The organism is Nostoc sp. ATCC 53789 (genome assembly GCF_009873495.1).
Classification (GTDB): domain Bacteria; phylum Cyanobacteriota; class Cyanobacteriia; order Cyanobacteriales; family Nostocaceae; genus Nostoc; species Nostoc muscorum_A.
Genome location: NZ_CP046703.1, coordinates 6,160,743 through 6,173,837 on the forward strand (window position 1 = coordinate 6,160,743; position 13,095 = coordinate 6,173,837).

11 protein-coding genes are annotated in these 13,095 nt (G+C 41.3%); 3 read left to right on the forward strand and 8 right to left on the reverse strand.

The window, feature by feature from the left end:
• Positions 1–314 precede the first annotated feature (314 nt).
• Positions 315–2,615: an FAD/NAD(P)-binding protein gene (locus GJB62_RS25505; protein WP_114085192.1), complete on the reverse strand. Its 2,301-nt coding sequence runs from the start codon at positions 2,613–2,615 to the stop codon at positions 315–317.
• A gap of 352 nt (positions 2,616–2,967) precedes the next feature.
• On the opposite strand from GJB62_RS25505, the gene GJB62_RS25510 reads away from it, so the two are divergent.
• The gene (locus GJB62_RS25510) at positions 2,968–3,687 is read left to right on the forward strand and encodes a hypothetical protein (protein ID WP_114085193.1); all 720 of its coding nucleotides are present in this window, start codon (positions 2,968–2,970) and stop codon (positions 3,685–3,687) included.
• A 144-nt stretch (positions 3,688–3,831) separates the two neighbouring features.
• Here GJB62_RS25510 and GJB62_RS25515 read toward each other — a convergent pair whose 3' ends face one another.
• The 3 genes from GJB62_RS25515 to GJB62_RS25525 all read right to left on the reverse strand — a co-directional run bounded on the left by GJB62_RS25515 (position 3,832) and on the right by GJB62_RS25525 (position 6,218).
• Positions 3,832–4,719: a hypothetical protein gene (locus GJB62_RS25515; protein WP_114085194.1), complete on the reverse strand. Its 888-nt coding sequence runs from the start codon at positions 4,717–4,719 to the stop codon at positions 3,832–3,834.
• Between the two features lie 49 nt (positions 4,720–4,768).
• On the reverse strand, positions 4,769–5,278 hold the full coding sequence (locus GJB62_RS25520; protein WP_114085195.1) for a hypothetical protein: 510 nt from the start codon (positions 5,276–5,278) through the stop codon (positions 4,769–4,771).
• A 589-nt stretch (positions 5,279–5,867) separates the two neighbouring features.
• Positions 5,868–6,218, reverse strand: coding sequence for a histidine triad nucleotide-binding protein (locus GJB62_RS25525; protein WP_012408957.1), 351 nt, complete (start codon positions 6,216–6,218; stop codon positions 5,868–5,870).
• A 501-nt stretch (positions 6,219–6,719) separates the two neighbouring features.
• Here GJB62_RS25525 and GJB62_RS25530 point away from each other — a divergent pair.
• Both GJB62_RS25530 and GJB62_RS25535 read left to right on the forward strand, forming a co-directional pair.
• Positions 6,720–8,666, forward strand: a complete 1,947-nt coding sequence (locus tag GJB62_RS25530) for an APC family permease (RefSeq protein WP_114085196.1) — start codon at positions 6,720–6,722, stop codon at positions 8,664–8,666.
• A 29-nt stretch (positions 8,667–8,695) separates the two neighbouring features.
• Positions 8,696–9,301 (forward strand): Uma2 family endonuclease, encoded by a 606-nt coding sequence (locus GJB62_RS25535; protein ID WP_114085197.1) that lies wholly within the window; start codon positions 8,696–8,698, stop codon positions 9,299–9,301.
• 196 nt (positions 9,302–9,497) lie between these two features.
• Here GJB62_RS25535 and GJB62_RS25540 read toward each other — a convergent pair whose 3' ends face one another.
• The 4 genes from GJB62_RS25540 to GJB62_RS25555 form a co-directional block, all read right to left on the reverse strand.
• A complete protein-coding gene (locus GJB62_RS25540) occupies positions 9,498–10,004 on the reverse strand; it encodes a L,D-transpeptidase (protein ID WP_245246007.1) in 507 nt (168 codons plus the stop codon).
• A gap of 82 nt (positions 10,005–10,086) precedes the next feature.
• Complete coding sequence (locus GJB62_RS25545) at positions 10,087–11,058, reverse strand: hypothetical protein (RefSeq protein ID WP_114085199.1); 972 nt, start codon at positions 11,056–11,058, stop codon at positions 10,087–10,089.
• 160 nt (positions 11,059–11,218) lie between these two features.
• Complete coding sequence (locus GJB62_RS25550) at positions 11,219–12,499, reverse strand: hypothetical protein (RefSeq protein WP_147262573.1); 1,281 nt, start codon at positions 12,497–12,499, stop codon at positions 11,219–11,221.
• Positions 12,500–12,769: 270 nt separating this feature from the next.
• Positions 12,770–13,093, reverse strand: coding sequence for a hypothetical protein (locus tag GJB62_RS25555; protein WP_114085201.1), 324 nt, complete (start codon positions 13,091–13,093; stop codon positions 12,770–12,772).
• Positions 13,094–13,095: the final 2 nt, after the last annotated feature.

A 13,095-nucleotide genomic window follows, 5' to 3' on the forward strand; every position in this document is an offset into this window, starting at 1 on the left:
GCTAAATAAGAAAGCGCTCTCCCACTTCGGGAGGGCGCTTTTAATTTAAGTTAGCGACGATAGATGAAGTATTTACTGGATACCTCTCTAAGAATTATGGGAGTTCATCGGAAAATACTAAAAGCTGAAACCTCAAAGATTCAGCAGTATGGCTAGTACTCAAGTCAGTATGAGCGCGATATCAGATTAGCGAATAACTTTACAACGGTTCAAGAAACCTGGTTTATTGCGGATATAAAGAGACTGACCAACAGCCTGTAGTCATCAAGCTGCTGAAAAACCCTTATCCCAGCTTCACAGAACTCTTGTCGGCTCTAGATATACATAGCAAAGTAATCATTGTAGATTTCCGTATTAGTCATAACTGTGATTTCTATTTGTTTCTTTTCTTCATCTGTAGCTAGACTCATGGCCGGGTTTAAGCTATCTTGGGGGATAAAATCACCACAGTATTCATTAGCTGGTACTGTTGCATTCATCTTTTGGGGATAACTCAATTTGAGATTATTCATGATTGTAATGAATTGACTACGGCTGCGATCGCTAAATCTAGGATTAAAACGCTTTTCTTCGCCAATGGTGGAAACTGTGCGTCCTTTGTAATCATGGGCGGGATATACCAAGGTATCATCTGGCAAGGTGAATAAGCGTTGTGTCACCACATCATATAGGGTTCCAGGATCGCCACCTTGAAAATCTGTGCGTCCACAACCACGAATAAATAAGGCATCACCAGTTAATAAGTGGGTTTTGTTTACCAAATATGCTATGTGACTAGCACTGTGACCTGGTGTGAAAATTGCTTCGATCGCTACTGATCCCACATCGATGATTTCGCCACCGACAAGAGAGCGATCGGCTTTCGTGACAGCAGCATTCTGGGGAACGATCACCTGACAGCCTGTTTGTTGCCTAAGTTTGCCTGCCCCTGTGATGTGATCGGCATGAAGATGAGTTTCTAGACAATAGCGTAGCTTTAATCCTAGTTCATCTAATGATTGCAAATCGCGGTCAACTTGCTCTAATACAGGGTCAACTAGAACAGCATCTCCTGTCTGTCTATCGCCAATCAGGTAAGTATAACTACTGGTTTCAGGGTCAAATAATTGCCGAAATAGTAAGCTTGACTGGGGTATCTGTGAGCCACCATCGCCTGTTTCCCTATTTAACAAAAGCATCGTGGGAATCGGACGCACACGTACTGGCAGCGACTGCAATAACGCTTGAGATAATTCCTGCGCCTGTAGCCGTAATTCTGGAACAGCAACAGTTTCCCACAAGTTGCCTTTGCGAGGAGTTCCCAAGGTATACAGCAGTGTCGAAACATTACTGTCTGCCGTATATAAAGCACCGTGGGCATCTGCATCTAATCCTAAGCCGATGGCATTGGGGCGAATTAATCCTTGCGATCGCAAATCAGCAATTAAGGGGTGAGGCGATCGGCGATAATCTGCTGCTACCCCGGTACAATTCACTACACGGTGGACGTGTAAGACAGTATTAGCATGGGTTTTGCGCTGGCATACAGTTACGGCTACACCGTCCGGCAAAGCTTGATATTCCCGAATTCGTCCGGCGGAAATGTTAAGTTGACCAGAATCCAACATTTCAGTGACAACATCTGCCACTTTGGGGGCAATGCGGTGACGATGTACGTCCCAATAGGCTGTTAGATGACGCAAAAAGCGCTGCTGTTCCTTGATCGGTAGTTTTTGCCAAATTTTCTGAATTATGGGACGCAGAGAATCAATTACCGATCGCCAATCATAGCCTTGGGCAGCTGCAACTTCCACCTCGGCACGCAGGCGATGCAACCAGCCGCGCACACTTTTTGGTGAAGTTTCTGGGGTCAAAAAGCTAGGATAAGGTTTAGCTGCTTGATGTTTTTGGGGAAATAATCCTCGTCGAGATATAGCATAAATTTTGCCCCGATGTTGGCGATCGTGCAGAGATAAAACCATATCCACCATCGTTAGTCCTGTACCAATTAGCAGCACGGGCGCATCAATATCGAGGTCTGCTAGGGCATCGGCTGACCAAGCATTCCGCAGATAACTTTCATTATTGCTGTCTGCGTTTTTGATTGCGGGTGGTGGAGAAGGCGAGTTTCCCAACGCCAACACAACTTTATCTGCGGCAAAACAGCGACCACTACGCAGAGAGACGATCGTGCCTTTTTCTTCAGGCTGTATCCCCACGACTTCATCGGTCAAACGTTCTAGTCGTACATCACTAGGTGCTGTGGCTTCTGCTTCTGCCAAAATCGACTGAATGTACAAACCATAGACCTTGCGGGGAATGAAGGTACTAGCATTGACTTCTTCAGGAAAAAATGCAGCTAATTCGTTGCGATTGTACTGAAGCCAACGCAGCAGATGTCCGGGATCATCAGGAAATGCACTCATGTTTCCGGCCGATACATTCAGCAAATGACAGTTGGTATTGGTGCTGTAAGCAATTCCCTTCCCCATTTGATGACTGCGCTCAATCAGCTTAATGATGAGAGGTTGGCTGGCAGTTTTCAATAAGTGGGTAGCAACTAGAGAACCGCTAAAGCCTCCACCAACAATAGCGATCGTGGTTGGAGTCTGGGCAGTTAAAAAACTAGGGTTCATGGCGATTTTAGTTAGAATCGATAATCCCGCCGATTGAATAAAGTCTATTTGCTAAGATTAAACGTATTTATTTCCAACCTAGATGAAATAATTAGACTTTACTTAACTTTACTTAGTATGATTTTCTATAATACCTTGCTTTCAGGTATTTAACGCCTGGTTGACTGACAAAAGTCTGAGGTCAAGAAATTGAAGCAGAGAAAAAAGGAGGCGCAAACTTCCAGAACAAATAATTTCGTCGGACTCTAATTGTTAGCTAAACACAGATAGAGGATATAGAAGCGACCTCCCCCTGTTTAACGTATTGTAGATATCGTTAGTCTGCCATCCTTGACTCTGGATTATCAATAAAATGTTAAGACTTTATCATTTATTACTAGGTTCTATTTTGCTGGTGTCAATACCACTGGGAGCAAAATTTGTTCTTCCCCAATTTTCTCCACCCAAAGAGGTAAAGTCCCCTGCTGTTGTAAAACTTCCCAACTCTAATGAGGGTAATATCTGGCAGAAAATTCTGGGAAATACTGCTGCTCCAACTAACTGGCAAGTTGCCGCTTGTGAGGGAAATTCACCTCTGTTGTGTGTCTCCTCCAGAGGCAAACGTTTGGGTACAGTTGAGATTAACATTTACCCACTAACAAACAATGAGGATTTCCGAAAAAAACTCTTAGCAGCTGGTATTCCAAGTGGTTCCCAAGTGGACTACCAAAGTTCCCAATACCAAACCCAGGTATTACCAGTACTCAAGGCTTGGGTTGCAGACCACTACGCTGCATTTGCGAAAGACCGTCAGAGTGAATATGGAAAAGAGATTACTTTCTCAGCCTATCCACCGCAACCAGTACCAATTGGTAAACTTCAGGGAATCCGCTATGGCTTCGCCGGACTCAAAGAACAAGGTGGAGTAAAAGAGCAACATATCGGTCATGTCGCCTTTGATGGCAGTAAACTCTACGTAATTACCACTGCATTCGATCCAGGTACGCAGACAGGTAAGTTTGAGCAACTGGAAAATTTGGCTATTTTTCAACCTTACTTATATGCGATCGCATCCGATCTGCGTTTACCCTAATGGTCATGGGGTATGGGGTAGGGGACATTGGGCAAAACAGTTCCGAGTGCTGAGTGCTGAGTAAAGAGTTAGGAGTTACGAATTCTCCCCCTGCTCCCCTGCTCCCTTGCCCCCTCCCCTGCCCATTCCCCAGTCCCCATCAACCTAAATCTCAGCCACCGCCCGTTCAATCAAGCGACGTGCTAAAGTTTGCGTGCCAGTGTGTTCATAATAATTTGTAGATACATCCAAGAATGCAGCCAGGTAGTCTAACTTATCATCTGCAATATCGACAAAACTGTGTAAGTTGCTAACTACCTTGTGTGGCGTTAAATTATTCGCACTGACAATACCACTCATCCAACCTTTAACTGAGTCAAAACTTTCGCCGATAAAGTTGAGTTTACTACCAGCATTGTTGCCTGGAATCACATCTTTGATATTTTGGAAAGTCGAGTTCTGTTCTAATTCATTGGGACTTGTTTGATTAATCCCAGATATGGCTTTGCTGATGAAGTCTGGGCCTAGAGGTATTAAACCATCAACACAAACTAATGCCACCATGCGGATGAGTGACTCACCACTATACTCACCTAAAGAGGCGACAAAATCGCCAATGCTGTCTCCAGGAATGCCGTTAATTTGACAGAAAGCTACCAACTCAGCCACTAACTTTAATGTCAAATCGATGGTTTGGGCTTTGTCTGGTTTGGGAGTGACAGAGTTTAAAAAACCCAATAAAGGAATTTTCTCGCCAACTTTGTTAGCTAAAGCGGCTGCACCAAGGGCTTTATCTGTACCATCAACGGTTTGATATAACCACAAAGCTGTTTGGTATCCTTGGGATTTGTCATTGAATAGATAAATCGCTCTTTCACCAATTTGTTGAATTAAATCTTCGTCGTCTTCGCCAGTGACGCTTTTAATGGTGTTGACAAAGCCGACGGTATTTTGCCACTCTCCAGGAGCAACAAAATCGAGGGACTTCAACATAGAAATAGTCAAACCGCCGGTTGGCAATTGATCGACTAAATCAACAATCGATTTGCTCACAAAAATCTCCTTACTTAGGTTTTGTTATCTTCAATGTTGGCAATCCGGCTTATTTCAGTTTAGCCAGACCATTAAGATTAAACTTCTCTAGCCAATCTGCGCGATCGCTAGCTGCAAATGACGAATCGCGGGAAAGTACTTTTACTTGGTACTTACCTACCAAAATTGCAGTTTGCGTCTTACCAACTTCTACTGCGGGATAACCGCCAATTTTCTTGGTGCTTTTCGAGAACTTTGCTGCTGTACTAGGTGTGCTGGTAGTATCAGAAATAGACAGCAATGCTACATCTTTACCACCTTTTTTCAACTTCGCTTCTGCAAAGCCTTTTTTCTCTTGGGTAAAGACACGCTGGTAGCCATCACCTGCACTAGGGAAAAGTTTATTAAACTCGCTACCCTGAGTTGCGTTCTTAGCGACGGCTTGACCGCGTTTTTGTTGGGTGCTTTCTTTTTGTGCCTGGTCAAAACGTCCAGGTGCTTTTGGGCTACAGGCTGTTGTCAGTAGTACCACTGACAGCAATAAAGCAGCCACCACCCTACGCCCACGGTTTAAAATCATTCTTGGCTTCTCCCTATACTTGAGCTTTGAGGCAATTATCTGCGCTGCTAGCAATTATTACTCGTAAAATTTACTTTTTGATAATTATTGCTTAAGTGCTTAACATACCAATAAACTCAACGCAAAAATGCCCCCTTTCGGGCTACTAGTTCGCCAAGTGAACTTGGCGGGGTAAAGGGTAAGGGGGAAGGGGGAAAGGGTTTAAATCCCTTACCCTTTACCCTGTAACCAGACCTCACCCAGCATTTCTGGGTTGGCAGACTAGTACGGTGTACATACATCTCTATACGAGATACACAACAACGTTAGATCCTCCTAAATCCCTCTTTTTAAGGAAGACTTTGACTCCTATTCCCCGCTTTTTAAAGGGAGTTAGGGGGAATCTAAAAGCTGTGGAACAACTTTAAAAGACTTGTGGATACACCGTATCTTTTTGGAAGAGACTAGCGCCAAGCGGGTTTCCCCCATGAGCAAGTGGCGTGGATTTAGGAGGATCTAAATGCAGTGGGATAACTCTTTTAGAGTTGTGTATAGACTTTAGCCCTTTTAGGAGAGTGTCTTTGATTTATAGATAAGCATTCAGGTTTTATCAACCAGGGGGCCAGTCTAATTGCCGTCCTCCCAAAATATGCAAATGTAAGTGATAGACAGTCTGACCACCATCATCACCAGTATTGATGACAACTCGATAACCGTTTTTCAGCCCAGCTTCTTCTGCAACACGTTTGGCTGTTAATAAAAGATGCCCCAACAGAGCATGATCCTGAGATTCAGCATCAGCTAGTGTGGGAATGGGTTTTTTAGGAATGACGAGAATGTGTACAGGCGCTTGGGGGTGGATGTCTTTGAAGGCCAGGGCTAAATTATCCTCATAAACAATATCAACGGGGATTTCCCGACGAATGATTTTGCTGAAAATCGTTTCTGTAGTTTCACTCATACCATCTACCTAATCATCTGCTAGAGATTTTAAAGGTTTTTTTCCCCAAAACCCGATAAGTATTGGTACAGTATCCACCTTTGCTCAGATGAAATTTTGCCTCGTTAAGCGTTAAGTAGAGAAAAAGACATCACCTTTACAAGAGTATGAATATAGCAATCTGGGCGGTGAAAAGCCGTAATTACACTGAGGCTAGCCCATCAATAATTTCTATCTTCGGTATTCGTAAATCCATTAGCACCCTTTTTTACAACTGATGCAGATTAAAAATGCTAAGGGTGCGAAAGCTTCAATTTCAAAATGTCCGCATACGATATTAATTTTTCCCAATACCAGAAGCTACACTTGATCTTCATCCGCTAGACAACTTATATATTTTGTAAATCGGACAGGATGCTTAACCTACAATATATAGTGCTATATATTTGTAGTTAAAAATTTTAATAAACCACGAAGGCTTAAAAATCACAAAGCCGGACTTTTGCAAAACAACCATATTTGATGAGTAAATCAATTGTTTCAACAAAACGGCTCGGCAGTCAGTTAATCCTCTGGTTACTTGAAGAAGATCGACGAGAGAAGGAAGGGCCTTACCGCAAGGAGGAAGCACATCGCCAGCATCCTTGGTGGCAGGTAATGTGCTTGACTGGTGTAGATTATTTCTCCACCCTTGGCTATCAACCTGGGATTGCAGCACTGGCGGCTGGCGCTCTTTCTCCGATCGCTACCCTGATTTTAGTTTTGCTGACGCTCTTTGGAGCATTGCCAATCTATCGGCGGATTGCTGCCGAAAGCCCTCATGGTGAAGGGTCGATCGCAATGTTAGAGCGTTTGCTACCTTGGTGGCAAGGCAAATTACTTGTGCTATGCTTACTCGGTTTTGTGGCAACCGACTTTATTATTACCATTACGCTGTCGGCTGCTGATGCTACAGCCCATATCATCGAAAATCCCCTTACCCCAGATTGGTTTCACGGTCAGACGATCGCAATTACTTTAATATTAGTTGCATTACTAGGCGCAGTTTTCTTGAGAGGTTTCCGAGAAGCGATTGGGATTGCAGTAGTTTTGGTGGCAGTTTATCTGCTGTTAAACTTCATTGTCGTTAGCGTCGGTGTGTTCCAGATTTTAACTCACCCAGGAGCGATCGCTAACTGGCAGACTACACTTTTTGCCCGCCATTCCAATCCTTTTATCTTAATTGGTATAGCTCTTTTGATATTTCCCAAGCTAGCACTGGGATTATCAGGCTTTGAGACTGGCGTAACCGTGATGCCCCTTGTCAAAGGTAACAGCAGTGACACTCTCAAATATTCCAAAGGGCGAATTCGGAATACACGCAAGCTGCTCACCAGTGCTGCTCTAATTATGAGCTTCTTTTTGCTCACCACTAGCTTTATAACCACTCTACTGATTCCAGTCGCAGAATTTGCATCTGGGGGCAAAGCTAACGGACGGGCTCTTGCTTATTTAGCACATTTGTATCTAGGCAACGCCTTTGGCACGATTTACGATCTAAGTACTATTTCTATTTTGTGGTTTGCAGGTGCATCTGCAATGGCAGGGCTGCTGAATATTGTGCCTCGCTACCTACCACGCTATGGTATGGCTCCCAATTGGGCACGGGTAACGCGACCTTTGGTGTTAGTTTACACAGCGATCGCATTTGTTGTCACAATTATCTTCAGGGCAAATGTGGAAGCCCAGGGTGGGGCTTATGCAACTGGTGTGCTTGTATTAATTACCTCAGCAGCCTTTGCTGTCACCTTATCAGCCCACCGTCACAGAGAGAAGCGGGCAAAACTGGTTTTTGCTACTATTACACTGTTATTTTTATATACCACTATTGTTAACATCATCGAAAGGCCAGAGGGGATTAGAATTGCTGGGTTTTTCATCGGTGCAATCATTTTTACCTCGCTGGTTTCTCGTGTTTGGCGTTCGACGGAACTGCGAGCAGAGCGGATCGAAGTTGACGAACTTGCTGCCCAATTCCTTGCTGAAGAGAGCCAAGGAGCAATCCGACTGATTGCAAATCGATTGAATACGGGTGATGTCCTAGAGTATTTTATGAAAGAGAAAGAGGTACGCGAGGATAACCATATTCCGCCCAACGATCCAATCCTTTTTCTAGAGATTCAGGTATCAGATGCTTCAGAATTTGCGGATATCATCAAAGTAAGAGGGGTGCAAGTTGGCGATTATCGCATCTTACGGGCTGAGAGTGCAGCAGTCCCCAATGCGATCGCGGCTTTACTGCTCTATATTCGTGACCAAACAGGTAAGATTCCCCATGCCTACTTCGGCTGGGTTGAGGGCAATCCCATACAATACTTACTGCGTTTTATCTTGTTTGGAGAGGGCGATATTGCTGTAGTCACCCGTGAAGTACTCCGTCGGGCTGAAAAGAATCCCCAGAGGCGACCTGGCGTTCATGTGGGCGGTTGAGTAAGCATCTTGAATAATTGAAGAGTAAAATGACATATATTTCCCCAAAAACCTTTACGTTTGGAGATTTTCTCTCTCAATACCGAGATAATCCCCACTATGAATTGGCTGATGGAGAACTAATTTACATAGAACCCACTGGGCCACACGAAACGGTGAGTGGCAAACTAGCAACCCAAATTGGTATTTACCTTGTTGCAGAACAACTCCCTTGGTTTATTCCTCGCACTTGTTTAATTTACCCCTTTGCAGATGCAGCTACAGTTCGTCGTCCTGATATCGTCGTTCTCGATGAAACCGTTCTCAACCGTGAACCTCTTTGGGAGCGAGAGCCTGTAATTACACTGGGACGATCCATTAAACTGGTGGTTGAAGTTGTTAGCAGCAACTGGGAAACTGACTATGCTCGCAAGGTTGAGGAATATGCGCTCTTAGGCATCCCTGAATACTGGATCGTAGATTATCGAGGATTGGGCGGTGTAGCATTTATTGGTAAACCTAAACAACCTACTTTCACTGTCTGTCAGTTGCTTGAAGACACATATACTCAACAAAAATATCGGCTAAATCAATCAATTCACTCACCGCTTTTGCCTAGTCTACAACTTCGCTTAGATGACATTCTGCCTCGTTAAGTGTAGGTGTAGCCCGTCGTAGACATCGCCTGTTTTTACACTATCACCAGAGGTGCGATCGCCTTTACAAGAGTATGAATATTCGGGGTGCGATCGCCTGTTTTAAACCTATCACTAGAAGTGCGCCTCAACTGAGACATGAATATCAGGAGTGTTACAAGTTTAACCCAAGCGTAAAAAGTAACCCTTGCATATATTAGGGTAAAACCTTTACAGGAGTACCAACATTAACTAGTTCATACAATGCGATTACATCTTTATTGTGCATCCGAATACAACCATGAGACACAGCTTGACCGATGAATTTAGCCTCATTAGTACCGTGAAACCCTAGATGAAATTTTTTACCTACCATAAATACAATCAAACGCTTTCCTAGAGGATTTTTAGAACCTGGTTGGATGATTTCGCCAGTCTTAAAGTTCTTAAAAATCGGGTCTTTTTTCATGTATTTAACTTGGTATTTTCCGAGTGGAGTTTCCCAGCCTGGTTTACCAATAGCAATCGGAAAAGTTTTTAAAACTTGTTTATTCCGATACACATAAACTCGACGCGCACCTCGCTTGACAACGAGATGAGTTTCTATTTTAGTCTTGTCTTTGTATAATGTCTTTCTAGGTAAATCTTGCGGTTGTTGTGTAATTGCATTACTAGAAGATATTTGTTTTAAATATCCTGAGTAATCTAGGGGTATATTAGACAAAATAATAACTATTAAAGATAATATTTTTTTCTTTAAAAACATTATTTTGAATAGATAAACGTTAGACTTTTAATTCTGTATTTCACCAGAGTACAGGCATTACTTCTTCTTGTGTCTGTAATTGTTTTCTTGTTTTTTTAATCTCTTCTTTGTTTTGTAAATCTTCTACTATTTGAGCTATTTTTTGAGACCAAGTACCTTGTTCTTCGAGCATTTGCTTTCTTACTTGTTGTTCGATATTTATTATGTCTTTATGTCCTTTATTTTTCTCCATAAAATTGATGATTTCTAAGACATTATCTGCATATATTTTTTGGGTTTGGTTAATATATGCACTGTTTACTATCTTGTTTGTGAATTCTTGTTTAAGTTTTTGATAATCAGATAAGTCTTCAATATTATTTTTTAAGTAAGTACTAGCTTGAGATTGTAATTTATCAGCTTGTTTATAGGCTCCTGGTTTTTCTCGTGTATTTATAAAAGTGTTTGTGAATGTCAAATTTCGTCTAACGCCTGCGTAAATAATATATATATCCGCAAGAATTTTTTTATTTTGCTCGGTTTGTTGCTGTTGAGCGACCTGCAAATTTGTAGCATAATTAACTTGAATTGTGGAGAAATTTTCATTCCCAACTTTCATAAGATGTCTTAATTTTCCTCTTTTCTCTAGATTTCTGGCTATCAAATTTTCATTTTTTAATATTTTATTCATTATCAAGAAGTTTGTGATTTTGCTACCAGTATTCGCAGCCTGTCTAACTTGACGTACTGAATTAGCATCCATCTTCACAATCACAAGCATCAAACCATCCTTTATAAAATCTGTTATTGGTTGAACAGTGTCAGAAATTGCCCTTAACTGAGGAGTAAATGCTAATTCATTATCTGCTAATAATATTCCTGATTTGGCGTTTAACGTTACTTTTTCAGAAGTAGTTAATACAAGATTAGAGTTATTATGATGTAATTTTGTAGGGAATGCTGCATACACTACAGTTAATGTACCAATAGAAAATAAAGTTGCCCCTAAAATGTATTTTGTGTACTTTAGCATATTTCGATCATCCTTTTACTTCAAAAACTAATTACTACTGATATAGATTGGAGAATTACTAAAAGTTACCCAATATTTCTTAATATTGCTTGTATTAACAATATCTTCGACATTTTTTATAGGTTGGTTGAGCGGAGCAAAAACCAACGAATGCGTTGGGTTATTCTTTGATAAGCAAGCTACGAATCAAGGCTTTTTTCAATTTTGGGAAGGTTTTCAGTAACAAATAAATAAAACCACCTACAATTATTGCAAAAATAAATCCAATAATAAAATGAAAAAACATATCAAATGGAAAACTACAGACAAAATCACTTTTGCAAAGTTTAAGAAATGGAAATTTCTCGCTAGGTTTAATTAGCTCGACAGAAATACTACTGAAAGCTAAACTAGTACCTAATAGGGTAATCAGTATTCCTAATCGTTTTTCTCGGTCTTGAGCAGCTTCTTCCCGTTCTTTTGCAGCAGCTTCAATTGCAGCTTCCAGTTCAGCCCGTTCAATTGTTACCATAGCCATGACTGTATCAATTAATTTAGACCCAGATTCTAAATGTTGGCGAGAGAATTGTATCTGACTTTTATATTTATCATGCGTTAGCGCTATAAAGTCTCTGAAAAATGATAAATCATTGTTTGTTGATTTACCTAGTTCACACAGTTTATTGAATCTAGACTCATAATTTCTAATATTAATTGTAATCGTGCTTTCATGATCTACTAAATCACGTATATATCTGGAATACTCAAGTGTTTTCTTATATAAATCAGGTAGCAATTCTTTAAAATTTTTAAATTCGTATAATCTGTCTTTTGATGTAATATTCAAAAAGTTTTGGCTGAATTTATCTACGAAGCTGGAAATTTCTTCGGCTTGTCGCTGACACCATTGAGCCTGGTCATAGGCATATAAAATCTTGTGGTACGGGCAAAGTAACTCTAGTAAATATGTAGCTACCAGTTCCAGGTTTTCGATAATTGGAGTTTTTGGATTTATCAACCAAACTAAGATGCGGCATCGTTTGGATGGATCTCTTTCCAGAGTCTCATATTCATAAATTTGGTTGTCTAGTAGCTTACTATCACCATCTAGCTCAAATCTATTTTGAGTGCCAAGGAGTTGAACAACACAATCATTTGCTAACTTTAGCACTTCATCTTCATTACAAGGCTCTATGAGTTCGCCATACAGTAGTAGAGTTTGCCCTAGAGATGCCTGGATATATGGAGGTAACAAACGTTTTTTTGGATTAAACTGTCTTAACTGATCTAAAGAAATGGACCCATTAAATAATAGGGTTAAATCCACAGCGTAAGTATCGTGAATTAAAAAGGGGCAAAGAAAGCCATCAAGTTGTAAATCTTTGTCACCTTTTGGTGCAATTAGCTGAAAATTTAAACTCTCTTTCTGTAAGTTAAGTAGGTTTTGGCGTTTGAGTTTCAATAGGTTTTCCGCTTCAGGAGCATACTGACCGTTTTGATAGCAAACCAGCTGTTGTTTAAGGTTTTGCAGTTCAGGAATCTGGAGATCGCATCCTAGCTTTACCAAGCTTTTCCAAAGTTGATCAGCGTCATCTGAAGGCTGATCTGGCCCATTATTAATATCGGTACGCAGATGGTAAGCGTACAGCGTAAGGCTTGGGTTACATAGCCTTTGAGCTATGGATGTTTTGCTCATTTTTTAGTTAAAAGTATAACTGAGAGGGAGGTTACTCTAAGAAGATGGTTTGCTTCGGCGGACGATGTTGTCAATTGGTTCGTCATCATCCTTTTTATCTTCAGGTGGAAACTTTGGTTTACCCCCTTTTGGCCCGCGTTCACCTGAGTCACTGGCATTCTGTTGTCTGAGAAGGGCATCTAGCTCATTCTGAATTTTGGGGCGTTCTTCACACCAGTTAGCTATTGCATCTGATTCTTGCTCCAAGAGAGTTTTTCGTAAATTTGCTAACGAGACATAATCCTCTTCTGTAAAGAAGTGAGGGTAATTTTTTTCGATGTACTTAAACTGTTGGATAAGTTGTTCGTGAAATGAAGTCATTA